The sequence below is a fragment of the Micromonospora sp. WMMC250 genome, assembly GCF_027460215.1.
GTDB lineage: Bacteria > Actinomycetota > Actinomycetes > Mycobacteriales > Micromonosporaceae > Micromonospora > Micromonospora taraxaci.
Genome location: NZ_JAPZBJ010000002.1, coordinates 6,675,551 through 6,699,984, shown reverse-complemented (window position 1 = coordinate 6,699,984; position 24,434 = coordinate 6,675,551). Strand labels below are relative to the sequence as shown.

At 72.4% G+C, this 24,434-nt stretch carries 19 protein-coding genes; 12 read left to right on the top strand and 7 right to left on the bottom strand.

What is annotated here, in order from left to right; genetic code table 11:
- Positions 1-70: 70 nt before the first annotated feature.
- Positions 71-1,645 (top strand): leucyl aminopeptidase, encoded by a 1,575-nt coding sequence (locus O3438_RS30550; protein WP_269683002.1) that lies wholly within the window; start codon positions 71-73, stop codon positions 1,643-1,645.
- Positions 1,646-1,692: 47 nt separating this feature from the next.
- On the opposite strand, the gene O3438_RS30545 is transcribed toward O3438_RS30550, so the two are convergent.
- Positions 1,693-2,022 (bottom strand): hypothetical protein, encoded by a 330-nt coding sequence (locus O3438_RS30545; RefSeq protein ID WP_269683001.1) that lies wholly within the window; start codon positions 2,020-2,022, stop codon positions 1,693-1,695.
- 179 nt (positions 2,023-2,201) lie between these two features.
- Here O3438_RS30545 and lpdA point away from each other — a divergent pair, with 179 nt between their 5' ends.
- Together lpdA and sucB are read left to right on the top strand one after the other, a co-directional pair.
- Positions 2,202-3,593 (top strand): dihydrolipoyl dehydrogenase, encoded by a 1,392-nt coding sequence (gene lpdA, locus O3438_RS30540; protein ID WP_269683000.1) that lies wholly within the window; start codon positions 2,202-2,204, stop codon positions 3,591-3,593.
- A 64-nt stretch (positions 3,594-3,657) separates the two neighbouring features.
- The gene (gene sucB, locus O3438_RS30535) at positions 3,658-5,484 is read left to right on the top strand and encodes a 2-oxoglutarate dehydrogenase, E2 component, dihydrolipoamide succinyltransferase (RefSeq protein WP_269682999.1); all 1,827 of its coding nucleotides are present in this window, start codon (positions 3,658-3,660) and stop codon (positions 5,482-5,484) included.
- Between the two features lie 65 nt (positions 5,485-5,549).
- Here the strand turns inward: sucB and O3438_RS30530 are convergent, their stop codons facing one another.
- The gene (locus O3438_RS30530) at positions 5,550-6,485 is read right to left on the bottom strand and encodes an SDR family NAD(P)-dependent oxidoreductase (RefSeq protein WP_269682998.1); all 936 of its coding nucleotides are present in this window, start codon (positions 6,483-6,485) and stop codon (positions 5,550-5,552) included.
- A gap of 154 nt (positions 6,486-6,639) precedes the next feature.
- Between O3438_RS30530 and O3438_RS30525 the strand changes: the two genes are divergently transcribed.
- Positions 6,640-7,977: a low temperature requirement protein A gene (locus O3438_RS30525; RefSeq protein ID WP_269682997.1), complete on the top strand. Its 1,338-nt coding sequence runs from the start codon at positions 6,640-6,642 to the stop codon at positions 7,975-7,977.
- Positions 7,978-8,103: 126 nt separating this feature from the next.
- Entirely contained in the window at positions 8,104-8,586 is a 483-nt protein-coding gene (locus O3438_RS30520; protein WP_269682996.1) for a hemerythrin domain-containing protein, read from the top strand.
- A gap of 46 nt (positions 8,587-8,632) precedes the next feature.
- Here the strand turns inward: O3438_RS30520 and O3438_RS30515 are convergent, their stop codons facing one another.
- The gene (locus O3438_RS30515) at positions 8,633-9,007 is read right to left on the bottom strand and encodes a MerR family transcriptional regulator (protein ID WP_269682995.1); all 375 of its coding nucleotides are present in this window, start codon (positions 9,005-9,007) and stop codon (positions 8,633-8,635) included.
- A gap of 56 nt (positions 9,008-9,063) precedes the next feature.
- Here O3438_RS30515 and O3438_RS30510 point away from each other — a divergent pair, with 56 nt between their 5' ends.
- Together O3438_RS30510 and O3438_RS30505 are read left to right on the top strand one after the other, a co-directional pair.
- A complete protein-coding gene (locus O3438_RS30510) occupies positions 9,064-10,062 on the top strand; it encodes an aldo/keto reductase (RefSeq protein WP_269682994.1) in 999 nt (332 codons plus the stop codon).
- 132 nt (positions 10,063-10,194) lie between these two features.
- Positions 10,195-11,094 carry a TIGR01777 family oxidoreductase gene (locus O3438_RS30505; protein ID WP_269682993.1) on the top strand — a complete coding sequence of 300 codons (900 nt, stop codon included), beginning with the start codon at positions 10,195-10,197 and terminating at the stop codon, positions 11,092-11,094.
- A 96-nt stretch (positions 11,095-11,190) separates the two neighbouring features.
- On the opposite strand, the gene O3438_RS30500 is transcribed toward O3438_RS30505, so the two are convergent.
- The gene (locus O3438_RS30500; RefSeq protein WP_269683806.1) at positions 11,191-12,420 is read right to left on the bottom strand and encodes an extracellular catalytic domain type 1 short-chain-length polyhydroxyalkanoate depolymerase; all 1,230 of its coding nucleotides are present in this window, start codon (positions 12,418-12,420) and stop codon (positions 11,191-11,193) included.
- Positions 12,421-12,633: 213 nt separating this feature from the next.
- On the opposite strand from O3438_RS30500, the gene O3438_RS30495 reads away from it, so the two are divergent.
- The 3 genes from O3438_RS30495 (at position 12,634) to lipB (ending at position 16,602) form a co-directional block, all read left to right on the top strand.
- Positions 12,634-14,466 carry a DUF2079 domain-containing protein gene (locus tag O3438_RS30495; protein ID WP_269682992.1) on the top strand — a complete coding sequence of 611 codons (1,833 nt, stop codon included), beginning with the start codon at positions 12,634-12,636 and terminating at the stop codon, positions 14,464-14,466.
- Between the two features lie 80 nt (positions 14,467-14,546).
- Positions 14,547-15,863 carry a hypothetical protein gene (locus tag O3438_RS30490; RefSeq protein ID WP_269682991.1) on the top strand — a complete coding sequence of 439 codons (1,317 nt, stop codon included), beginning with the start codon at positions 14,547-14,549 and terminating at the stop codon, positions 15,861-15,863.
- A 97-nt stretch (positions 15,864-15,960) separates the two neighbouring features.
- Positions 15,961-16,602 (top strand): lipoyl(octanoyl) transferase LipB, encoded by a 642-nt coding sequence (gene lipB / locus O3438_RS30485; RefSeq protein ID WP_269682990.1) that lies wholly within the window; start codon positions 15,961-15,963, stop codon positions 16,600-16,602.
- A 21-nt stretch (positions 16,603-16,623) separates the two neighbouring features.
- Here lipB and aspS read toward each other — a convergent pair whose 3' ends face one another.
- The gene (gene aspS / locus O3438_RS30480) at positions 16,624-17,910 is read right to left on the bottom strand and encodes an aspartate--tRNA(Asn) ligase (RefSeq protein WP_269682989.1); all 1,287 of its coding nucleotides are present in this window, start codon (positions 17,908-17,910) and stop codon (positions 16,624-16,626) included.
- A 445-nt stretch (positions 17,911-18,355) separates the two neighbouring features.
- Between aspS and lipA the strand changes: the two genes are divergently transcribed.
- Both lipA and O3438_RS30470 read left to right on the top strand, forming a co-directional pair.
- The gene (lipA, locus tag O3438_RS30475) at positions 18,356-19,351 is read left to right on the top strand and encodes a lipoyl synthase (RefSeq protein WP_269682988.1); all 996 of its coding nucleotides are present in this window, start codon (positions 18,356-18,358) and stop codon (positions 19,349-19,351) included.
- A gap of 53 nt (positions 19,352-19,404) precedes the next feature.
- On the top strand, positions 19,405-21,153 hold the full coding sequence (locus tag O3438_RS30470) for a hypothetical protein (RefSeq protein ID WP_269682987.1): 1,749 nt from the start codon (positions 19,405-19,407) through the stop codon (positions 21,151-21,153).
- Between the two features lie 5 nt (positions 21,154-21,158).
- Here the strand turns inward: O3438_RS30470 and O3438_RS30465 are convergent, their stop codons facing one another.
- On the bottom strand, positions 21,159-24,056 hold the full coding sequence (locus O3438_RS30465; RefSeq protein ID WP_269682986.1) for a helix-turn-helix transcriptional regulator: 2,898 nt from the start codon (positions 24,054-24,056) through the stop codon (positions 21,159-21,161).
- A 152-nt stretch (positions 24,057-24,208) separates the two neighbouring features.
- On the bottom strand, positions 24,209-24,379 hold the full coding sequence (locus O3438_RS30460) for a hypothetical protein (protein ID WP_269682985.1): 171 nt from the start codon (positions 24,377-24,379) through the stop codon (positions 24,209-24,211).
- Between the last annotated feature and the right edge of the window lie 55 nt (positions 24,380-24,434).

Below are 24,434 nucleotides of genomic sequence, written 5' to 3'. Positions count from 1 at the left end.
GGTTCCGCCGGAGACCTTCACCGCCGGTACGCGACGCCGCGACCGGCCCGGCCCGCCCGGAGTAGCTTCAGTGACATCACCCCGCACCACCAACCTGAGCCTGGTCGACACCGACCCGGCCGAGCTCGCCGTCGACGCGATCGTCATCGGCCTGCACAGCCAGACCGGAGAGCAGGACGCCACCAGCGGCCTCGCCGGCACCCTGCTGCTCGCCAGTGGCGCGGAGAGCATCGCCGCCGCGTTCGACGGCAAGCTGACCGAGACCCTCGCGCTGCTCGGCGCGACGGGCGGGCCGGGTGAGGTCGTCAAGCTGGCCACGTTGGGCACCGTGACCGCCCCGCTGGTCGTCGCGGTCGGGCTCGGCCCGGAGCCGTCGGGTGCCGCCCCGGCCCCGGAGACGCTGCGTCGGGCCGCCGGCGCGGCGGTGCGGGCCCTGGCCGGCGCGCCGAAGGTCGCCCTGGCCCTGCCGCTGCCGGACGACGCGGACGCGACGGCGGAGCTGCGCGCGGTCGCCGAGGGCGCGCTGCTCGGCGGGTACCGGTTCGCCGGTTACAAGACCCGCCCCCAGCCGACCCGGCGGGAGCCGGTGGCCGAGGTGCTCATCGCGGTGCCGGACGCCACCGACGCGGGCGCCCAGGCGGAGGTCACCCGGGCCGAGGCGGTGGCGGGCGCGGTCCGCACCAGCCGGGACTGGGTGAACACCGCGCCGAACGAGCTGCGTCCGCCGTCGTTCGCCGACGCGGTCGCCGACGCCGCCCGTGCGGCGGGCCTCGACGTCGAGGTGCTGGACGAGGCGGCGCTCGTCGCCGGCGGGTACGGCGGCATCGTCGCGGTCGGGCAGGGCTCGGAGGCTCCGCCGCGGCTGGTGAAGCTCAGCTACACCCCGCAGAGCGGTGGCAACGGCAAGCGGGTCGCGCTGGTCGGCAAGGGCATCACCTTCGACACCGGCGGTATCTCGATCAAGCCGGCGCAGGGCATGTGGGAGATGAAGTCCGACATGGCGGGTGCCGCCGCGGTCGGCGCGGCCATGCTGGCGATCGCCGCGCTGAAGCCGTCGGTGGCGGTCAGCGCCTACCTGCCGATGGCCGAGAACATGCCGTCGGGCACCAGCTACCGCCCGGGCGACGTGATCACGATGTTCAACGGCAAGCGGGTCGAGGTGCTCAACACCGACGCCGAGGGCCGCATGGTGCTGGGCGACGCCATGGCCCGCGCCTGCGCCGACGGCACCGACTACCTGTTCGAGACCTCCACCCTCACCGGTGGTCAGGTCATCGCGCTGGGTAAGCGGATGGCCGGCGTGATGGGCACCCCGGAGCTGTGCGAGCGGGTCCAGACGGTCGGGGACGCGGTCGGCGAGCCGGCCTGGCCGATGCCGCTGCCGGATGACGTGCGCAAGGGCATGGAGTCCGACGTGGCGGACATCTCGCAGGTCAACGCCGGGATGGACCGGGCCGGTCACATGCTGCAGGGCGGCGTGTTCCTGCGCGAGTTCGTCACCGACGACGTGGCCTGGGCGCACATCGACATCGCCGGGCCGGGCTACCACTCCGGTGAGCCGACCGGCTACTGGACCAAGGGCGGCACCGGCGTCCCGGTCCGTACCCTGGTGCAGCTCGTGGAGGACGTCGCCGCCAACGGCTGACGGATCCGACAGCGAGGGCCCCCGGTCGACGCCGGGGGCCCTCGCTGTCAGTAGAGCTCGGGGCGACGTTTGCGGCGCTCGTTGAAGTCGCGCATTCGCTGCGGGTAGCCCATCAGTCGCACGTCGTACACCGGGATGCCCATCCGGTACGCGAAGCGCCGCGCGCCGTCCGGGCCGTCGATGCGCCGGCGCGTCCACTCTCCGTCGTCGGCGATCAGGATGACGGTGGTCTCGGTCACCGTCGTCCTGGGCTCGATGAACGCCTCGACGCCCCGCCGACTCCGGATGAAGTTCTCGAGATGGTCCAGATCGCCGCGGTCGGCGGCACGGTCATGGCTCGGCACAGCCGTCTGTTTGCGGCGCCGGAACAACCCCACCGGTTCTCTCCCCCAGCTGTATGTCATCGACAACGGTGCCAAGGGTACGTGTCGATGACGTGTCGTTGGGCACCTCGGTACGCACCCTGTGCCCAGTGGTGACAAGATGACCGAGGTGGGGTGTGTCCGTGTTACAACCCCGTGACCCCCGATGCAGCGACGCGACCTGGGAGTTGGACGTGAGCGAGCCGAACGAAGCGACCTTCGACATCGTCATTCTCGGAGGTGGCAGCGGCGGCTACGCGACCGCGCTGCGCGCCGTCCAGCTGGGCCTGAAGGTCGCGCTGGTCGAGAAGGGCAAGCTCGGCGGCACCTGCCTGCACAACGGCTGCATCCCGACGAAGGCCCTGCTGCACGCCGCCGAGATCGCCGACCAGACCCGCGAGTCGGAGCAGTTCGGTGTGAAGGCCGAGCTGGTCGGCATCGACATGGCCGGCGTCAACTCGTACAAGGACGGCGTGATCGCCCGCCTGTACAAGGGCCTGCAGGGCATGTTGAAGGGCAACAAGTCGATCACCATCGTCGAGGGCCACGGCAAGCTGGTCGGCAAGAACGTGGTCGAGGTGGACGGCAAGCGTTACACCGGCCGTAACATCGTGCTGGCCTCCGGCTCGTACGCGAAGAGCCTGCCCGGCCTGGACGTCGACGGCGAGCGGATCATCACGAGCGACCACGCCCTCACCCTGGACCGGATCCCCTCGTCGGCGATCGTGCTCGGCGGTGGCGTGATCGGTGTCGAGTTCGCCAGCGTGTGGAAGTCCTTCGGCGTGGACGTGACGATCGTCGAGGCGCTGCCCCGACTGGTCGCCGCCGAGGACGAGGAGTCGTCGAAGGCGCTGGAGCGGGCGTTCCGCAAGCGGAAGATCAACTTTAAGGTCGGCAAGCCGTTCGAGAAGGTCGAGAAGACCGACAACGGCGTCAAGCTGACCATCCAGGGCGGCGAGACCGTCGAGGCCGAGCTGCTGCTGGTCGCCGTCGGTCGCGGTCCGAGCACCGCGAACCTCGGGTACGAGGAGCAGGGCGTCAAGATGGACCGCGGCTACGTGCTGACCGACGAGCGGCTGCGCACCAGCGTGCCGAACGTCTACGCGGTCGGCGACATCGTGCCCGGCCTTCAGCTCGCGCACCGGGGCTTCCAGCAGGGCATCTTCGTGGCCGAGGAGATCGCCGGGCAGACCCCCGCCGTGATCGACGAGGTGGGCATCCCGCGCGTCACCTACTGCGACCCGGAGCTGGCCTCGGTGGGCCTGACCGAGGCGAAGGCCAAGGAGCAGTACGGCGCCGACAAGGTCAAGACGTACAACTACAACCTGGGCGGCAACGGCAAGAGCCAGATCCTCAAGACCACCGGCTTCGTGAAGCTGGTGCGGGTGGAGGACGGCCCGGTGGTCGGCGTACACATGGTCGGCGCCCGGGTCGGTGAGCTGATCGGTGAGGCTCAGCTCATCTACAACTGGGAGGCCTACCCGGCCGAGGTCGCCCAGCTCGTGCACGCCCACCCGACCCAGAACGAGGCCCTGGGCGAGGCGCACCTGGCCCTCGCCGGCAAGCCGCTGCACGCGCACGCCTGACAATCAACCGCGGCGTCCGGCGACGGGCGAAGATCCCACCAGGGGAATGAAGGAGTCTCAGAAAATGCCGGTATCGGTCACCATGCCCCGGCTCGGCGAGAGCGTCACCGAGGGCACCGTCACTCGCTGGCTCAAGCAGGAGGGCGACACGGTCGAGGTCGACGAGCCCCTGCTCGAGGTCTCGACCGACAAGGTCGACACCGAGATCCCGTCGCCCGCGGCGGGCGTGCTGAGCCGGATCGTGGTCGGCGAGGACGAGACCGCCGAGGTCGGCAGCGAACTCGCTGTCATCGCCGGTGAGGGCGAGTCCGCCGGCGGCGGCGAGGCCGCCCCGCAGGAGCAGGCCCCGGCCGAGGCGGTCGAGCCGGCCGCCGAGCCGACGGCCGCCGCCGAGGGCACCGCCGACCAGGTGGCCCAGGACGAGGCCCCGAGCGAGGCGCCGGCTCCGGCCGCCGCCTCGTCGGGCGAGGGCACCGCGGTGAAGATGCCGGCCCTGGGCGAGAGCGTCACCGAGGGCACCGTCACCCGCTGGCTCAAGCAGGTCGGCGAGACCATCGAGGTCGACGAGCCGCTGCTGGAGGTCTCCACCGACAAGGTGGACACCGAGATCCCGTCGCCGGTCGCCGGCACGGTGCTGGAGATCAAGGTCGCCGAGGACGAGACCGCCGCTGTCGGCGCCGACCTGGCGATCATCGGCGCGGCCGGCGGGGCTCCCGCGCAGGCGAAGCCCGAGCCGAAGCCCGAGCCCCAGGCGGAGGCCAAGCCGGCGCCGAAGGCCGAGTCGAAGCCGGAGCCGAAGGTCCAGGAGCCGACGCCGGGCATGTCGTACAACGAGCCGGCCGCGGAGACGGAGAGCTCGGCGCAGCCGGCGAAGACCGAGCAGGCCTCGCAGCCTGCCGCGCCGCCGCCGCGCCCGTCCGCCCCCGCGCAGGGTGGCGGCGAGGAGGCAGCCGGGTACGTCACCCCGCTGGTGCGCAAGCTCGCCGCCGAGCACGGTGTGGACCTGTCCGCGCTCAACGGCACCGGCGTCGGTGGCCGGATCCGCAAGCAGGACGTGCTGGAGGCTGCCGAGAAGGCGAAGGCCGCTCCCGCTCCCGCCGCCGCACCGGCCGCCGCTCCTTCGGCGGCCCCGGCCAAGCCGGCCGTCAAGCCGGAGCCCAGCGCGAAGCGGGGCACCACGGAGAAGCTGCCGCGGATCCGGGCGACCATCGCCAAGCGGATGCAGCAGTCGCTGCACGAGACGGCGCAGCTGACCACCGTCGTCGAGGTCGACGTCACCAAGGTCGCCAAGCTGCGGACGAAGGCCAAGGACTCGTTCCAGGCCAAGCACGGCGTGAAGCTGTCCTTCCTGCCGTTCTTCGCCCTCGCCGCCATCGAGGCGCTGCAGACCCACCCGATCATCCAGGCCAGCATGGACCTGGAGGGTGGCACGATCACCTACCCGGCTGCCGAGCACCTCGGCATCGCTGTGGACACCGAGCGCGGTCTGCTCGTCCCGGTCATCCACAACGCCGGTGACCTCAACATGGGCGGCATCGCCAAGCGGATCGCCGACCTGGCCGAGCGCACCCGGGCCAACAAGATCACCCCGGACGAGATGGCCGGGGCGACCTTCACGCTGACCAACACGGGCAGCCGTGGCGCGCTCTTCGACACCCCGATCGTGCCGTCGCCGCAGTCGGCGATGCTCGGCACGGGTGCCGTGGTGAAGCGTCCGGTCGTCGTCAACGACCCGGAGCTGGGCGAGGTCATCGCGGTCCGGTCGATGGTCTACCTGGCCATGTCGTACGACCACCGGCTGATCGATGGCGCCGACGCGGCCCGCTTCCTGACCGCGGTCAAGGAGCGACTGGAGGGCGGCAACTTCGAGTCGGAGCTGGGCCTGGCCTGATCCACCCGCACGCCGAAAGAGGGCGCCCCGGTCGTCGACCGGGGCGCCCTCTGCCGTCTCCGGCCTCAGCTCTTGAGCAGGGCGGTCGAGACCTGCCAGAGCCGCTCGGCGGCCTCCGGGTCCAGCGCGTAGTCGGCGACCCCGGTCCGTTGGCCCGGCTGGGCGGGGGCGGCCTCCTGGCAGTCCTCGAAGTAGCGCCCGCCCACCTCGTCGAGCAGTGGTGACGCGGCGACCAGGACGGAGGTGGCGGCACCCTGCTCGACTGTCTTCCAGGCCGCCGCGTTGCCGCTGCGCAAGCGGTTCAGCTCGTCCTCGCTGACGTAGCGCTGCAGGTTGGTCCGGATCGCGCCGGGCATCAGCGAGTTGGTGAAGATGCCGTCGTCGGACCAACGCCGGGTCGCCTCCACGGCGAACAGCACGTTGGCCGTCTTGGACTGCCCGTACGCCTGCCACGGCTCGTACTCCCGGTTGTCGTACTGGATGTCCTCGAAGACCACCGGTGAGCGCAGGTGGGCGGCGGAGCTGACCGAGACGATCCGGGCCCCGTCCCCGGCCGCGAGTGCCGGGCGGAGCCCGTTGGCGAGCGCGAAGTGCCCCAGGTGGTTGGTGGCGAACTGCATCTCCCAGCCCTGCGGGGTACGGGACAGGGGCGCGGCCATGATGCCGGCGTTGTTGACCAGGATGTGCAGCGGGCCGTCCCAGTTGGCGACGAAGTCGGCGATCGAACCCTGGTCGGCGAGGTCGAGCGGGGCGACCAGGACCCGGTCGTTGCCGGTGGTGCCGGTGATGTCGTCGGCGGCCTTCTGACCGGCGTCGGGGTTGCGGACGGCCAGGGTGACCTCGGCTCCGGCGCTGGCCAGAGCACGGGCGGTCTCCACGCCGATGCCGGACGACCCACCGGTCACGATCGCCCGGCGCCGGACGAGGTCGACGCCCTTGATCACGTCCATGGCGGTGGAGTGATGGGAGAACGAGGTGGTGATCGGCTTGTTCGTGGTCATGATCCATCCTTGTCCGGGGTGGGTGGGACCGACCGGCCCGCTGGCGTAGGCGGCAGTCCGGGTGGTTTCCCGGCCCGGGGCGGAGGTAACGCGGGATGCCCCCGCCATCGCTGTTCGCCCCTCCGACCTGCCCGGACGCTGCCAGAGTGGGTGCGTGGGCGGTCACCGGCGGCGTGGGCAGTTGGGGCCGGCCGTCCCGATTGCTCCCGGTGCCCGGGTCGACAAGTTCGAGGTCTTCTTCGACCTGGTGTTCGTCTTCTCGTTCTTCATCATCACCAGGGCGACCGCCGCGAACATCTCCGGCCGGCAACTGCTGCACGCCGGGCTGGTGCTCGCCGTGCTCTGGTGGATCTGGGTGGTGCACAGCCTGGTCGCCACCCGGGTCCGGCTCGGCGAGGGCTACGTCCCGGTGCTCATGGTGATCGCGATGGTCGCCCTGTTCGCGTTCGCGTTGGGGCTGCCGCAGGCGTTCAGCGACCCGACGGGCGTCGCCGGCGGGCCGATGCTGGTCGCCATCAGCTACGTCGTGGTCCGGGCCGTCCACATGATCCTCTACCAGCACGTGGTGCGGGACAGCCCGCAGGAACGCCGGCAGCTGCGGCGCTTCGCCCCGGAGTTGGCGGTGAGCATCGTGCTGCTGCTGGCCGCCGCGTTGATCCCGCCGCAGATCGCGGACCCCGACCATGCCGCTCTGGTCCGCGACGGACTGTGGATCACCGTGGTGGTGGTGCAGTACGCCACCGGCTTCATCGTCGGCACCTGGGGCTGGGGCGTGACCAGCGCAGAGCACTGGACGGAGCGTTACGACCTCATCCTGATCATCGCGCTGGGCGAGTCCATCATCTCCACGGGGGTGGGCGGCAACCTACTCGGCAAGCCGGTGACCTGGCCGGCGGTGGCCGCCGCCGCACTCGGCATCGTGATCACCGCCGCCCTCTGGTGGGCGCACTTCGACTTCATCGGACCGGCCGCCCGAATCGCCCTGCACGCGGCGGAGGGCGCCCCCCGAGTGGCGATGGCCCGCGACGCGTACGCGTATCTCTACCTGCTGATGATCGCCGGCGTGATCCTCTTCTCGATCGGAAACGAGGAGATCCTGCACAAGATCACCGACCCGGCCGGCGGGATCGCCGAAGCGGTCGACGGTCCGGCGGTGCCGATGCTCTTCGGCGGATTGATCTGCTACTTCGCCGTCAACCTGGCGTTCCAGCTGCGCACCCTGCACACCGTCAGCTGGACCAGGGTCGGCGTCATAGTGGCGCTCGCAGCCGCACTCCCGATCTGTCAGCACCTGCCGGCGCTGGGCACGCTCACCCTCGCGGCGGTGATCTGTGTGGGCCTGGTGGCGGTGGAAGTGCTGGTGATGTCGCAGTCCCGGCACGCGCTGCGGTCCGCTGTCTTCCAGGAGCGGACCACCCACGAGGCGCACGAGGCGGCCTGGCGTGCGCGCTGGCACGACGTCCCGGAGAGCGACGAGCCGACGACTCCCTGAGCGACGGCCCCGGCGACAGGACGGCGCCGGCCGGCCCGATCGGGATAGACTCCGGCACAGCGTCGCGGTGTACCCGGCACGAAGGCCGCCGTGGACATGGAGGCGTGGGGACAGCATGGGATCTACGTGCACCCACATGGTTCACCGGCCGACCGGCTCGCCGCCGTCGGCAATCAGATGATCGAGATCCACCTCTGGCTCAGCGCGGAACTGGCCCGTCTCACGGCGGACCTCGACACCCCGTCCCGGGATCTGCGGGCGCACTGCCTGGCTTTCTGCACCGCGCTCGGACGACACCACACCGGTGAGGACGCCGGCGCGTTCCGGTTGCTTGCCGAACAGGTCCCCGAACTGCGTCCCGTGATCGCGAACCTGATCACGGACCACGAGGTGGTGGCGGGCATCCTGGAGCGGGTCGAGGCGTTACTGGCCGGCGACGTCGCCGTGCCGGTCGACCAGGTACGCGGTGAGCTGGACGGGTTGGCCGCCCTGCTCCAGTCGCACTTCCGCTACGAGGAGAAGCGGCTGGTCTCCGCCCTGAACGCGCTCACCGGTCGACCCGGGACAGCCGAGGAACTGCTCGGCCTGACCGCGCCACGCCCCGGCTGAGCCGTGACCGACTCCGGATCGGCGCAACGGCCGGTCGCCGCCACAGTCATGACGGCGACGGGCCGGGCAGCCGCTCGTAGTAGCGGATCTTCTCCCGGAGGTGCTCGTACTGGCGCTGGAGCAGGTCCATCTGCTCCTCGACCCGTGCCGCGTGGTGTTGCAGCAGCTCACGACGCTCGTCGGCGGTGTGCTCACCCGCGCGGGCCAGTTGCGCGTAGCGGCGCATCTGCGCGATCGGCATCCCGGTGTCGCGCAGGCAACGGAACAGCTCCAGCCAGCCGAGGTCGTCGTCGGTGAAGACCCGCTGCCCGCCCGCCGTCCGGTCCACGTCGGCGAGCAGGCCGATCTTCTCGTAGTACCGCAGGGTGTCCAGACTGAAGCCGCTGCGGCGGGCGGCCTCCGAGGGGGCGTAACCGCTCATGTCGCGCGATCCTAGTGCTTGACCTGGAGCGCGCTCCAGGTTGGAGGCTGGTCGGCATGACGACGACACGAACGTTGGGACGCAGTGGCATCACGGTGAGCGCGATCGGAATGGGGTGCTGGGCCATCGGTGGCCCTCTCTGGGGTGAGGACCGGCAGCCGTTCGGCTGGGGCGACGTCGACGACGACGAGTCCATCCGCACCATCCACCGCGCGCTCGACCTCGGGGTGACCCTGTTCGACACGGCCAGCAACTACGGCGCGGGGCACAGTGAGCGGATCCTCGGGCGGGCCCTGGCCGGTCGACGGGACGACGTGGTGATCGCCACGAAGTTCGGCAACGTCAGCGAGGAGGCCACCCGGCGGGCGCTCGGCACCGACGCCAGCCCGGCCTTCGCGGTACGCAGCCTGGAAGACTCGCTGCGCCGGCTCGGCACCGACCACGTCGACCTCTACCAACTGCACATCAACGCGCTCCCGGTGCCCGCCGCGCTCGATCTGGTCGACACCCTGGAGGCCCTGGTCGACCAGGGCAAGATCCGGGCGTACGGCTGGAGCACCGACGACCCGGCCTCGGCGGAGGCGTTCGCGGCCGCCGGCCCGCACTGTGCCGCCATCCAGCACGACGAGTCGGTGCTGCGGGACAACGCGGCGGTGCTGGCGGTCTGCGACACCCACGACCTGGCCAGCCTCAACCGTGGCCCGTTGGCGATGGGGTTGCTCACCGGGTCGACCCGGGCGGTGGGTGCGGACGACGTACGCGGTCGGGCACCCGAGTGGCTGGAGTGGTTCACCGACGGTCGGCCGACGCCCCGCTGGGCGGCACGGGTCGAGCAGGTCCGCGAGGCGCTCACCGCCGACGGTCGGACGCTCGCGCAGGGCGCGCTGGGCTGGCTGTTGGCGCGCAGCCCGCGTACGGTGCCGATCCCTGGCCTACGCACTGTGGCGCAGGCCGACGAGAACCTCGCCACCCTGGCGCTCGGGCCGCTCGACGCCGCGGCGTACGCCGACGTGGAGCGTCTCCTGGCCGACCTGCGTCCGGCCTCGGCGGTCTGACCACCGCGCCGGGCCCCGCCGGGTGTCGCCGGGCGAGGTGGGGACGTCGCGGCACCGGGTGAGCGGGCGGCGAGACGTGTGGCCCGCGGGCTCGACGCATCCAACCTGCCGTCCGTACCCGAAGATATGAGCATGCGGATCCTTCTGGCCGGCGCGTCCGGCTTCCTCGGCACCCGGTTGGCCGATCGCCTGACCGCCGACGGACACCAGATCACCCGGCTGGTCCGGCGGCCGCCGCGTACCCCCGACGAACGCCAGTGGGACCCGGCCGCCGGGCAGCTCGACCCGGCTGCGGTCGCCGAGGCGGACGCGGTGGTCAACCTGGCCGGCGCGGGCGTGGGCGACAAGCGCTGGAACGACGACTACCGGCGGTTGATCCGCACCAGCCGGGTGGACAGCACCACCACGCTGGCGACCACCGTCGCCGGGCTTCCCTCCGCCGACCGCCCCCGGGTGTTGCTCAACTCCTCGGCAGTGGGGTGGTACGGCAACACCGGCGACCGGGCGGTCGAGGAGGACGCGCCGGCCGGTGAGGGCTTCCTGGCCGACGTCTGCCGGGTGTGGGAGGCCGCGACCCGACCGGCCGAGGACGCCGGGGTACGCGTCGTGCGCCTGCGTACCGGACTGCCGCTGCACCGCGACGGTGGTCTGCTCAAGCCGCAGTTGCTGCCGTTCAAGCTGGGCATCGCGGGCCGGCTGGGTAGCGGCCGGCAGTGGCTGCCGTGGATCTCGATGGAGGACTGGTTGGACGCGACCCGCTTCCTGCTGCACCACGACGAGATCTCCGGCCCGGTCAACGTGGTGGGGCCGAACCCGGTGACGAACGCCGAGTTCACCCGCGAGCTGGCCCGACAGCTGCACCGGCCGGCGATCATGCCGATCCCCGCGCTGGCGCTCAAGGTGGTCCTCGGCGGCTTCGCCCACGAGGCCCTCACCAGCACCAGAGTCCTACCGAGCGTCCTAACCCGAGCCGCCTACCCCTACCACCACCCCACCCTCCCGGCTGCCCTGGCTGCCGCGCTGGCCGCCTGACGCCGGCCGCGTTGATCAAGAGGTTTGCGTCATCCGCGAGCCGGAATCTGACGCAAACCTCTTGATCAACGGGGCGCGGGAGAGGAGGCGGAGGGGTCAGCAGCCGATCACCCAGTAGTTGGGGCCGGTCTGCTTGAGGGCGCTGGTGTAGAAGGTGTTGTAGAGCCCCATCCGCTGGTTGGAACCATTGGCGTAGGCGTAGCCACCGGACTGGTACGCCCGGCCGGCCGTCACGTGCGCGTAGTTGCTGGCCGTCACGCAGGTCGCCGGCACGGTCGGGGTGGGCGTCGGGGTGGGCGTGACCGTCGGGGTCGGGGTCACCGTCGGCGTGGGGGTCGGGGTGGTGCCGCCGCCGTTCAGACCGAAGAAGAGCGCGTCGCGGTACGTCGAGCAGATGGTGTCCAGGAAGTACGCGGCGGCGGTGCCGCACTGGTCCGCACCGGAGCCCGGGTCGACCGGGGTGCCGTGGCCCATTCCGGAGACCCGGTAGAGGCGCACGTCGTCGTTGCCGTACACCTCGAGGGTCGTGTTGCCGGGCAGCGACGACGTGCTGCTCGGGGTCTGCGAGACCCCGCGCACGTTGGTCCACTGGTCGCGGGACTCGGTGCCGTTGAGCGGGGTGACTGTGGTGTCCGAGGTGCCGTGCCAGATGGCCACGCGGGGGCGCGGGCCGGTGTAGCCGGAGTACGCGCCGCGCACCAGGTCGCCCCAGGCGGCCGGGGTCTTGTCCGCGCCCGGGTTCATGCAGCTGAACGCGTTGACCATGCTGCTGGCGCAGCGGTACGGGATCCCCGCGATGATCGACCCGGCGGCGAAGACGTCCGGGTAGGTGGCGAGCATGACGGCGCTCATCGCCCCGCCCGCGGACAGGCCGCTGACGTAGACCCGGGAGCCGTTCACGCCGAAGTTGGCCTTGGCGTGGTCGACCATCTGCTTGATGGACAGCGCCTCACCCTGACCTCGGGTGGTGTCCCCGGCCTCGAAGAAGTTGAAGCAGGAGTTGGCGTTGTTGCCGGAGGGCTGCTGGGCGACGATCAGCGTGAACTTCCACTGGTCGGCGTACTTCTGCCATCCCGAGTTGGAGAAGTATCCGGAGGCGTTCTGGACGCACCCGTGCAGGAGGACGACGGCCGGGGAGTTGGCCGGCAGGTTGTCCGGTCGGTAGGCGTACATGGCGAGGTTGCCCGGGTTGGAGCCGAACCCGGTGACCTGGGTGAGGGTGGCGGCCTGGGCGGGTGCGGCGATGGCGAACACACCGGCCAGGGCCAGGGAGAGCCCGGCGACCGCGCCGATCAGCCGGGTGAGGATGGACGAGGAGCGGCGCACGGCGGCCTCCTGGAAGGGGCGGACTGTGAACTGGGTCACGGTCGAATTGCCGAGACGTTACGACGATGTGTCGCCGCTATGACATGGGGCACACTCACACATTTACGGCGACCGCTGTGTACGCCGAACCAGCGAGCGGCGGACCGGAAGGGGAACCCACGACAACCGCCGGTCTGACCGGCCTGTCCAGGTCCGGTTGGTAACGTCCGCTGCGTGCCCTCCTCCCCGTCGCTGGCCACCGGGCCCGCACCAGCGTCACCGCCGCGCGTCGTCCGAGATCGCCGGGCCGACCTGATCGTCGTGGTGGTGGCGCTCGCGCTCGCCGTCTGGGTGACGAGTGGCCTGTGGCGGGACCCGAACACCCGCACGATCACCGTCAACTCCAGCGACCAGGCTCTCTTCGAGTGGCTGCTGGCCTTCGGCGGGCACGCGGTCACCCACGGCGACAACCCGCTCTTCACCTACCTGATCAACGTCCCGGACGGCGTGAACCTCGCGGTCAACACCTCGATCACGGTGTACGCGGTGGTGTTCGCACCGCTCACGTACCTCATCGGGCCGCCGGCGACGTTCCTGGTGATCCTCACCCTGAACCTGTTCGCCACCGCCCTGGTCTGGTACTGGTTCCTCTCCCGGCACCTGGTCCGCAGCCGGCTTGCCGCCGGGATCGGCGCCCTGTTCATCGCCTACTCCCCCGGCATGGTGTCGCACGCCAACGCCCACCTGAACTGGACCGCCGGCTGGCTGGTGCCGCTGCTGATCTGGCGGCTGTTCGCGCTACGCCGGTCGGGGCACTGGCTCCGCGACGGGGTGATCCTCGGCGTGCTGGTGGCGGTGGCCTTCTCGATCGCCGCCGAAGGGCTCTTCTTCACCGCTCTGGCGCTCGGGGTGTTCGTCGCCGTCTGGTCACTGCACCCGGCCAACCGCGCCGAGGCACGCGCCGTGCTGCCCGATTTCCTGCGCGGGCTCGGGGTGACCGCAGTGGTCTCTGGCGTGCTGCTGTCGTACCCGCTGTGGCTGCACTTCGCCGGACCGCAACGGTTCCACGGCACAGGATTCGACCCGGTGATCCATTCCGAGGACATCGCGGCGTTCGCCGCCTTCCCGCGCCGCTCGCTGGCCGGTGAGGCGGGGCTCGGCACCTCGCTCGCACCGAACCCGACGGAGGAGAACTCCTTCTTCGGTATCCCGCTGCTGATCCTCACAGTGGTCTGCTTCGTCGCACTCTGGCGACGGGCCGACGCGAGCCGGCGGGCCACCCTCTGGGCGCTGGGCACCCTCGCGCTGATCTTCTCGGTGCTCTCCTTCGGCCCGGTCGCCAAGGTCGACGGGCGCCGCACCGACCTGCCCATGCCGTTCGACGTGCTCGGCCAACTTCCGGTGGTGAACGCCGCGCTGCCCGCGCGGCTGGCGCTGATCGTCGCACCGGTGATCGGGCTGGTGCTGGCGTACGCCGTCGACCAGTTGCGCGCCGCGCCGCCCCGGCACCGCTCCACGGAGCTGGCCTGGCTGATCGGGTTCGCGGTGGCCCTGGTGCCGTTGCTGCCCACCCCGCTGCTGACCGACGAGCGGGAACCGATCCCACGGTTCATCACCTCCGGCACGTGGCGGGAGTACGTCTCACCGGACGGGGTGCTCACCCCGGTGCCGCTGACCGTCGACATCTACCCGGACGGCCAGCGCTGGCAGGCGTACGCGTTGTCGCACCGGCAGGGCGAGTTCGCCATTCCGGGCGGCTTCTTCCTCGGCCCCGGGGGGCCGGACGGGCGTGGCCGGATCGGCCCGATCCCGCGCACCCTGAGCGCCCTGATGGACCAGGCCGGTCGCACCGGCCTAGTGCCGATCATCACCGACGGGACCATCCGGGAGGTCCAGTCGGACCTGCGGCACTGGCGGATCGAGACGGTGGTGCTCGCCGACGAGGTGCACGGCGCGAAGTTCGAGGTCGACGAGGAGGCGCTGCGGCGTACCGGGACCGCTCTGTTCGGCGAACCGCAACGGGTCGACGACGTGTGGCTCTGGCGCATCCCGCCCGCCGACCGGTAGACCGCGCCACGCGATCGACCGGGGCACGGTTACCGGTCGGCATCGCGTCTAATGGGGTGATGCGAGTGACGGGTGGGCGATTGCGACGCGCGGTTGTGGCAACTGTCGCGCTGGTCCTCGTCGCGCTCAGCGCTCCAACGGCCACGGCCGCTGACCGCCCCGTAACGGTCGCGAGCGGCGTCGTCACCGACAGCACGGCCGCGAGCAGCGCCGTCACCGACAGCACGGCCGCCGGAGGCGCTGTCACCGACGGCACGGCCGGGGTGGTGCCGAGCCGGGTGCGCGATCCGTGGCTGTGGCAGGCCACCGTGGGGCAACGCCCGGCCGGTCCGGCCGCGCTGGTGTTCTTCACCGACCGCACCCGCTATTTCGAGTCGACCGGCGTGCTGGTCGACCGGGACGGCGCCTACCGGCTCATCCCGATCGGCATGGCGGAGGGGCACGGGCTGCTCTCCCCCGACGGGCGTCACTACCTGCGGCCACAGTCCGGCGAGTTGCTGGATCTCACCACCGGTCAGCAGCGCCGCACGGTGAAACCCGGGCTGCACCCGTTCGCCTGGTCACCGGATGGGCGACGCGTGCTCGGCACCCGCAGCAACGACGACCACGTCATCAGCTACGGGCCGGAAAACCAGCAGCTCAACGACCCGGAAAAGCCCGACGACCTGCTCGTCGTCGACCCGCGCGGGGGCAGCGAGCAGGTGGTCGCGGCCGGCACCTTCGCCGCCCACAACGGGGCGGCCTGGTCACCCGGTGGCGACCTGGTGGCGGTCACCGGCTCGCCCGACGTGCCCGCTCAGCTCGCCGAGCGCCAGCGACTTGTGGTCCTGAGCCCGACCGGCGGCGGTCCCCGCTGGCAGGTCGACCTGGGCGACCGGCGGATACTGGCCGGCCCCGCCGCCTGGCATCCGGACGGCCGGCGGCTCGCGCTGCTCGCCTTCGACGGCTGCGCCGGGCCCAGCTGCACGGCCGAGCAGGTGGCGGCGCGCAGCTGGCGAGTCGAGTTCCTGGACGCGACCACCGGTCAGGCGGTCGGCGAGGCCCTGCCGGCCGGCACCTCGGTCAGCGGGCTCGTCGGCTGGCGCGGCGACGACCCACTCCTGCGGTATGTCACCAGGACGGAGGCGGACACCGACCGGCAGGCCACTCTCGCCGCGCTGTCGCCCGAGGGCGGTCGCGAGGTGCTGGTGACCACGCCGGTCGGGTCGACCGACCTGATGGTGCCGGGCGACCTGCTGACCCGGGCCGCGTTCGGTGGGCCGGAGCCCCGGCCGTCACCGTTCGCCGCCCCGCTCTGGGTCTACCTGGCCCTGGCCGTGCCGGCGCTCCTCGTGATCGCTCTCGTCGTCCGCCGGATTCCCCGCCGTCGCGCTGCGACGGGCCCCGCTCCGGCGTGACGACGAACCGCCGAGTGGCAGCGCGACCGGCATGACGTGGTCCTCGTGAGGCGGCTCACCAGGGATGATCGCCCCGGACGGGACTAGGCTGGTTGCCGTGACAACGACGACCCCCGGCCTGACGGCCGTCCGTGCCGGTCTGCTCGACTACCAGGCCGCCTGGGACGAGCAGCGGAGCGTGCACGAGTCGGTGGTGGCTGGCGAGCGCGGCGACACAGTGCTGCTGCTGGAGCACCCGAGCGTCTACACGGCGGGCAAGCGCACCGAACCGTGGGACCGGCCCATGGACGGCACTCCGGTGGTCGACGTGGACCGCGGCGGCAAGATCACCTGGCATGGGCCGGGGCAGCTCGTCGGTTACCCGATCCTGCGCCTGCCCGACCCGGTGGACGTGGTCGCCTACGTGCGCCGGACCGAAGAGCTGCTCATCGACGTGTGTGCGGAGTTCGGGCTGACCGCCGGCCGGGTCGAGGGGCGCAGCGGGGTCTGGGTGCCCGCTGACGACCGGGGGCCGGCCCGCAAGGTGGCGGCCATCGGCATCCGGGTGGCCCGGGGCGTCACCCTGCACGGCTTCTCGATCAACTGTGACTGCGACCTGACGTACTTCGACCGGATCGTGCCGTGCGGCATCCGCGACGCGGGCGTCACGTCGCTCACCGCCGAGCTGGGCCGTCCGATCACCGTCGCCGACGTGCTACCGGTGGTCGAGCGCCGGCTGTCCACCCTGATCGAAATCTGAGCGCACAGCCGACGCACGGCCCTACGGAGTGAGGCGGTGCAGGTCGCGCGGGAACGCGGTGACCTCCCGGATGTTCGCCGCGCCGACCAGGCGGGCGACGAAGCGTTCCAGGCCGATGGCGAAACCACCGTGCGGCGGCATGCCGTGCCGGAACGCGTCCAGATAACCGGCGTACGGCTCGGTCGGCTCGCCCCGGGCCGCCAACGCCGCCAGGTAGTCGGCGTGCCGGTGCAACCGCTGCCCGCCGGTGACCAGCTCCAGACCACGGAAGAGCAGGTCGAAACCGTTCGAGTACGCGGGCCGCGCCGGGTCCGGGTGGGTGTAGAACGGTCGCTTCGCCATCGGGTAGCCGGTGACGAAGAGGAAGTCCGACCCGTGTTCGCGGCGGGCCCACTCGCCCAGCGCCCGTTCGTGGGCGGGCGCGAGGTCCGGCTCGTCGGCGGGCGCACCGGCGATCGTCAGCGCCTCGGTGAAGTGCACCGCCGGGATCTCCGCCGGCACGACCGGCACGTCGACGCCGAGCGTGGTCAGCGCGCCCCCGGCCCGCTCACCCACCGTGTCCAGCATCCCGGCCACCGTGTCGCGCAGCACCCGCATCACGTCGGAGTGGTCGGCGACGAAACCCAGCTCAGCGTCGAGCGAGGTGTACTGCGCGAGGTGCCGGACGGTGTCGTGCGGCTCGGCCCGGAAGACGGGCCCCACCTCGTAGACCCGTTCGAAGACACCGACCATCAGTTGCTTGTAGAACTGCGGTGACTGGGCCAGGTACGCGGGCCCGCCGAACCAGTCCAGCGCGAAGACGTTCGCCCCGCTCTCGGTGGAGGAGCTGACGACCTTCGGCGTGTGGATCTCCACGAACCGCTGGGCGTCGAGGGCGGCCCGGAACCCGGCCACCGCTGCCGCCGAGATCCGTAGCGCGGACGACCGGGTCGGGTGCCGCAACGCGGTCGGGGCGTTGTCCAGCTGGGTGGGCAGGCTCGCGGTGAGCGCCGGCCGGTACAGGTCGAACGGTGGTGGCACGGCGGGCGGCCCGAGTGGTCGTACCCTCGGGTCGGTCAGCTCGACCCCGGCGGGCGCGGTGTCGTTAGCGGTGACCGTCGCGGTCACCTCGACGACCGTCTCCTCGGTGAGTTTCTCCAGGTCGGCGCGGACGGCCGGGTCGGTGACGACCACCTGGGCCAAGCCGGCGGCGTCCCGCACGATCAGGAAGGCCACCGACTTGAGCAGTCGGCGGCGGTGCACCCAGCCGGCGATACGTACGGTCTCGCCGATCCGGGCGGGCAGGTGGTGGGACAGGGTTCTCTGCATGGCGTGCTGCTCCTCGGTCGATCGCCACGCCATCGCCGCCCTGGGGAAGCGATGCGTCGCGTCAGCCCCAGGGAGGTGTGGGCGAGCGGGATCCTCGCGGTGCCACCACACCTTCACCCCCGCCGGAGCGGGGGCCTCGTTCGTCGCCTGATGACCGGGGCCAACCGGGCGGGCTCTACTAGGCGTCGCCGCCGTTCTGCCCGCAGCTCGGGAGGGTCTTCACGCACCGGCGCCAGACCGCCTCTCAGCACCGGCGGCTCTCTGCACTGGCGGGTCGGGGCGCTACTCGGCTCCGTCGTCGCTGTTGGCGCCGACCGTAGCACCCGAAACCCTCTCGTGTGACGCCCATTTTCGACATGCCGGTGTCCGGCGTCACAACATCTGCGGCGTGACGCCGGTCGCCCGACGCACATAGACACCCGCCGTCCGGCGTAGGCTCGTTTTCGTGACGATCGAGCACTCCGCGCCGACGACCGGCCAGGCAGCGCGTACCGCAACGGCGGCCCCCGAGGGGCGACGCCTGCTGCGGATCGAGGCGCGCAACGCCGAGACGCCGATCGAGCGCAAACCGCCATGGATCAAGGTCAAGGCCAAGATGGGGCCGGAGTACACCCAGCTGCGCGGGCTCGTCTCGCGCGAAGGGCTGCACACCGTCTGCCAGGAGGCCGGCTGCCCCAACATCTACGAGTGCTGGGAAGACCGGGAAGCCACCTTCCTCATCGGTGGTGACCAGTGCACCCGACGCTGCGACTTCTGCCAGATCGACACCGGCAAGCCGGCCGAGTTCGACGCCGACGAGCCGCGTCGCGTGGCCGAGTCGGTGGTCTCGATGGGCCTGCGGTACGCGACCATCACCGGCGTCGCCCGCGACGACCTGCCCGACGGCGGCGCGTGGCTGTACGCCGAGACCGTCCGGCAGATCCACGCGCTCCAGCCCGGCTGCGGCGTCGAGCTGCTGATCCCGGACTTCAACGCCGTCCCCGAGCAGCTGGCCGAGGTCTTCGGTTCCCGCCCGGAGGTGCTGGCCCACAACGTGGAGACCGTGCCGCGCATCTTCAAGCGCATCCGCCCGGCCTTCCGCTACGACCGTTCGCTGGACGTGATCCGGCAGGCCCGCGCCGACGGCCTGGTCACCAAGAGCAACCTCATCCTGGGCATGGGTGAGGAGCGGGCCGAGGTCTCGCAGGCGCTGCGCGACCTGCACGACGCCGGCTGTGAGCTGATCACCATCACCCAGTACCTGCGCCCCTCCCCCCGACACCACCCGGTGACCCGGTGGGTCAAGCCGGAGGAGTTCGTCGAGCTGCGCGAGGAGGCCGAGGAGATCGGCTTCGCCGGGGTGATGAGCGGGCCGCTGGTGCGCTCGTCGTACCGGGCCGGCCGGCTCTACCAGCAGGCCATCGACGCCCGCGCCGCCGGGTCGGTCGTCACCGCCGGCTGACCCACCGGCAGCGCCGCACGGACCGTGCGGCGCCCGGGTGTCATGATCGTGCGATGACCGCCGGGGTACGCGAGCAGCCGCGCGACGCAGGTCGTCCGCGGCCCGTCGCACACCTCGGACCGGCCGGCTGGCTCACCGCGTTGGTGCTGCTCGCCGGTGTGGGTTACCGGCTCTGGCTGCTGGCACACGCGACGCCGCCGACGAACAGCGACGAGGCCACCATGGGGCTGGCCGCGCTGCACATCGCCCGGGGCGAGGACTTCCCGGTCTGGTTCTACGGCCAGCAGTACATGGGCACGCTGGAGGCGTACCTGGCCGCACCGGTGTTCGCACTGGCCGGTGGGCCGTCGCTGGTCGGTCTGCGACTGCCCACGCTGGCGCTGTACGCGGTGTTCCTGCTGCTGGCCTGGCGGTTGACGCTGCGACTGACCGGGGACCGGTGGTTCGGGCTGCTGGTGGTGGCGCTGCTGGCGCTCGGCTCCGACCGGATCGTCAAGAACCAGCTCATCGCCGGCGGCGGGTATCCCGAGATGAACGCGGCCGGCGTGGCGCTGGCCGTACTCGCCGTGGACCTGGCCACCGGTCGGCCGGGTCGGCGACCGGCCCGCTGGGCGACGTGGGGTTTCCTGGCCGGCCTGATGCTCTGGGTCGACCCACTCGTGCTCCCGTACGTGGTGGCGACCGGGGCGGTGCTCGTCGGGTTTCGCCGGCGGGAGCTGTGGGGTGCGGCCGGGGCGTTACTCGGGGCGGCAGCCGTGCTGGGGGCGGCCCCTCTTTTGCTGCACAGCCTGCTGAACGGACGCAACCCGCTGCACGCGGTGCTCGCCGCCAGCGGTGCCAACGCCACCGCCGGCTGGGCCGACCGGTTGCACGGCGGCCTGCTGCTCGGCCCGTCGCTGGGGATGGGCTTCTGCGACCCCGGGCGATGCGCCGCCTGGCAACTCTGGTGGGCGCTCGCCCTGCCGCTGCTGCTGGCCCTCGCCGCGGTCAGCGCCTGGCGCGCACTACGCTCGCCCACCCCGACGGATTCCGCCGGCGCTGCTGAGTCTGCCGGCGCCTCGGGCTCCACCGGCGCAGCCGAGTCTGCCGGCGCTTCGGGCTCCGCCGGCGCTGCTGAGTCCGGGGTGTCGGCCCGGGTGGCGGCGGCGGTCCGGCTGGCGCTCGTGCTGGCCGCGGTGGCCACCGTGGGCGCGTACACAGTGAGCAGTTCCGCCGGCCTGACCCCGGTGGAGAGTTCCCGTTACCTGTCCTGCCTGCTCATCTCCCTACCGGCGCTGCTCTGGCCGGTGTGGACGGTGGCCCGGGACGGCCTTCGTCAAATGGCGGCCGGCCGGCGCGAGGTCTCCTCGACGGTGGCCCGCCCGGTCGCGGTGGCCCGCCCGGTCGCCGTGGCCCGCCCGGTCGCTGTGGTGTTGCTCGTCGCCACGGTGGGCACCGCCGCGCACGCCACCTGGCGGGCAGCGCAGACCGCACCGGCTACCCGGGCCGCCGAAGCCCGGCACACCGAGTTGGTCGGCACCCTGCGTCAGCTCGGCGTACGACACGTCCGCGCCGGCTACTGGACCTGCAACCGGCTCATCTTCGCCAGCGGGGAGCGGGCGGTCTGCGCGGTCGTCGACGACAGTCTGCGCCCCGGCTTCGACCGCTACCCCGCCTACCGGCGGGAGGTGGACGAGGCGGCAGCGCCGGCCTGGGTGGCGCCGGCCGGATCGCCGTTGGCGGACGTGCTGGACGAGCGTCAGCGCGCGGGCGACCTGGACCTGGTCACGATCGACGGCTGGCGGATCTACCTGCCTCGGTGATCGGGTCAGCGCGACGCTGTGGTTTCGGTGAGCAGGCCGAGGCGGTGGGCCAGGGCGGCGGCCTCCACGCGGTTGGTCACGTCCAGCTTCGCGATGATCCGGGAGACGTGCACGCTCGCCGTCTTCGGGGAGATGAACAACTGCTCGGCGATCCGGCTGTTGCTGTGCCCCTCGGCGACCAGTCGCAGCACCTCCCGCTCCCGCGCGGTCAGCAGATCGGTGCCCGCCCCGCCCTGCCCGGGGGTGCGCAGGCCAACCCGCCGTGCCAGGGTGCCGGCCGCCTCCATTAGCGGTACCGCCCCCAGTCGCTGACCGATCTCGGCGGCCTCGGTGACCGCCGCCGCCGTCTCGTCGCGCTCCCCGGCGGCGGCAGCCGCCTCGGCCAGCGCCACCAACGCACGGCCCAGCGGGTAGGGCTGCCCGTCGGCCCGCCACGCCTCGACCGCCGTACGCCAGGCCGGCAGTGCCTGGTCGCCGACCGCGAGCAGCGCGGTGACCTGGGCTGCGTGGGCCCGCGCCGCCGGGTGCCGCGCGGGCAGGTCGGCGGCGAGCGCCGCCACGGCCACCGCGAGGTCGCGGTCACCGACCCGGGCTGCGGTACGCGCTACCGCGCTGAGCACCGGCCACCCCTCCCGGGGGAGCTGCGGCAGGCTGTCGTCGGCCACTGCGACGCGGGCGGCCCGGACCGCCTCGACCTTGTCGTCGCTGGCCAGCGCGGCCTCGATCGCCAGTTCGTGCAGGGGCAGGCGGTGGTTCGGCCACAGGTAGGGCCGGCCGAGGAAGGTGAGCGCCCGGTCGACCAGCTCGTCGGCGCCCGGGCGCGCGCGGGCCAGCCGTAGCCCGGCGCTCAGTTGGAGCCAGTGCAGCCCGGTGACGCCGGACAGGTCGATCCGCGCGGCCTCCGCGCACACCGCCTCGGCCTCGTCCCACCGGCCCAACGCGATCAACGCCTCGGCCCTGTTGGACAGGAGGTACGCCCCGGTGGAGCGGCTGATGCCCACCCGCCGCGCTTCGGTCACGCCGGCCTCGGCAGCCTGCGCGGACTCGGCGTAGCGGCCCAGCTCGCAGAGCATGTCCGACTCGAACACCAGGGCGAGCACGAGGGCCGGGGCGTCCCCCGCCGCGCGGGCAGCGGCGGCCGCCCGGCCCAGCTCGACCAGCCCTCCGGTCAGGTCCCGCTCGCCGTGGCACAGCAGTGCGATCCGCGTCGACAGCAGGGCGGAGTGTGCGCCGGGCGCCTCGGCGTCGTCGGCGGCCTCGGCGGCGACCCGGGCCGCCTTCTGCGGGTCGATCTTGACCAGGTGCGCGGCGATCTCGGCCAGCAGCCGGGCCCGCTCCGCGCTCTGCGGGCTGGCGGACGCCAGCCGGTACGCCTCGTCCAGCTCCCGGCCACCGTCACTCTTGCCGAGCAGGGCCATCAGTCGGCCGCTCTGGTCCAGCAGGCGGGCGGCCCGCAGCGGCGCGGCGTCGGCGTCCACCTCGGCCAGTCCGGCTCGGGTCAGGGTCTTGGCCCGGCTGAAGTCGCCGGCGGTGACCGCCGCGTCCAGGGTCTGCTCCAGCAACGCCAGGTGGTCCATGCCGAGCAGGTCGGCGGCGTCGGGCACCAACTCCCACAGCTCCAACGCCCGCTCCAGCAGCCGGCGCTGCTCGGCGTACGCGTACCGGTCGGCGGCGGCGCAGGCCGCGGCCTTCGCGGCGACGAGGGCACGCGGGTGGTCGTGCGCGGCGTGCCAGTGGTGGGCGATCTCCGCCGGGGCCCGCCCGGCGGCGACCAGGTGCGGCTGCGCCTCGATCGCGGCGGCGAAGCGGGCGTGCAGCCGGGCGTGCTCGCCGGGGAGCAACTCGTCGTGGACGGCCTCGCGGACCAGGGCGTGCCGGAACTCGTAGTCACCGTCGCGGTCGGCCACCACCAACTGGGCGGCGACGGCGGCGCGCAGCGCCTCCTCCAGCTCGACGTCGGGCAACCCGGCGACCTCGGCGATCAGGTCGTGGGCGAACCGGGTGCCCCCGGCGGCGGCGATGCGCAGCACCCGTTGGGCCGGCTCGGGAAGGCGCTCCACCCGGGCCAACAGCAGGTCACGCAGCGTCTCTGGGAGCGCGGCGCAGCCCACCGGGTCACCGGCGACGGCCAACTCCTCGATGAAGAACGGGTTGCCCTGGGTGCGGTTGTGGACGTCGTCGACGGCACGGGCGGGTGGCTCGGCACCGAGCAGGTCGGCGAGGATCGCCGCGGTGCCGTCACGGTCGAGTCGGCCCAGCTCGACCCGCTCCACACCGCGCGCCCGGTCCAGTTCGGCGAGGAACGGACGCAGCGGATGCCCACGCTGCAACTCGTCGGTGCGGTAGGTGCAGACCAACAGCAGCCGGCCCGGCCGGGCTGCCCGGACCAGGAAGCCGATCAGGTCCCGGGTGGACCGGTCGGCCCAGTGCAGGTCCTCGATGATCAGGACCAGCGGGCAGGCGTCGGCGAGCCGCAGGAACAACTCGGCGACCAGGTCGAACAGGTAGCCGCGCGGGGCGTCGCCCAGCGGCAGGGCACGCGGGCCGGCCAGCGCCGCGGACGCCCGGCCCAGCTCCGGCAGCAGCGGCGCGAACTCGGCCTCGTAGCCGGCGAAGACCTCGGGGCCGTCCGCGCGGAGCACCGCACGCAGCGCGGCGGCGAACGGAGCGAACGGCAGGCCGGCTTCGCCCAACTCCAGGCACTGGCCGACGAGCACCCGGGCCGTGCCGCCGACAGCCTGGCCGGCGAACTCCTCCAGCAGCCGCGTCTTACCCACGCCCGCCTCGCCACCGACCAGCACCGTGGTCGGCTCGCCCGCCCGGGCACGGCCCAGCGCGTCCCGCAGTGCCGCGATCTCGCGTTGGCGGCCGACGAGGACGGAGCTGGCTGCGCGTACGGTCACATGGTCGAGCATGCCATGACGGCCCGCGCCGCCCGCCCCGCCGATCGGCCGGTGCCCGAGCAGCGGGGCGGGTTCGAGTCGACCGCGCGGTGCGGCGGGCGGGCTCGACCGAAGGTCGGGCTCGACCCCGGCGGCGGACCTGGTGGGGGCGGTCACCGGCGGGCGTCGCCGGTGCGGCCGGCCTGCCTGCGCCGACCCAGCCACCCTCTACTGACCGGGCGTGACAGCGACCGGGCGAGCCGGTCCGCCGCCGCGTCGGCGCGCAACTCGGCGGCGTGGGAACGGTGCAGGGTGAGCAGGAAGTCTGCGTCGTTGCCGAACATGTCGGGCTCCTTCGTCGTGTCGTCGTTGTCTGCTGACGACTCTTCGCGCGAAGGC

Bases quoted from the DNA above. Each gene is read 5' to 3' on its own strand.
- sucB (WP_269682999.1), top strand. From the start codon at position 3,658: ATGCCGGTATCGGTCACCATGCCCCGGCTCGGCGAGAGCGTCACCGAG.
- O3438_RS30530 (WP_269682998.1), bottom strand. From the start codon at position 6,485: ATGACCACGAACAAGCCGATCACCACCTCGTTCTCCCATCACTCCACC.
- O3438_RS30515 (WP_269682995.1), bottom strand. From the start codon at position 9,007: ATGAGCGGTTACGCCCCCTCGGAGGCCGCCCGCCGCAGCGGCTTCAGT.
- O3438_RS30510 (WP_269682994.1), top strand. From the start codon at position 9,064: ATGACGACGACACGAACGTTGGGACGCAGTGGCATCACGGTGAGCGCG.
- O3438_RS30505 (WP_269682993.1), top strand. From the start codon at position 10,195: ATGCGGATCCTTCTGGCCGGCGCGTCCGGCTTCCTCGGCACCCGGTTG.
- aspS (WP_269682989.1), bottom strand. From the start codon at position 17,910: ATGCAGAGAACCCTGTCCCACCACCTGCCCGCCCGGATCGGCGAGACC.
- O3438_RS30470 (WP_269682987.1), top strand. From the start codon at position 19,405: ATGACCGCCGGGGTACGCGAGCAGCCGCGCGACGCAGGTCGTCCGCGG.
- O3438_RS30460 (WP_269682985.1), bottom strand. From the start codon at position 24,379: ATGTTCGGCAACGACGCAGACTTCCTGCTCACCCTGCACCGTTCCCAC.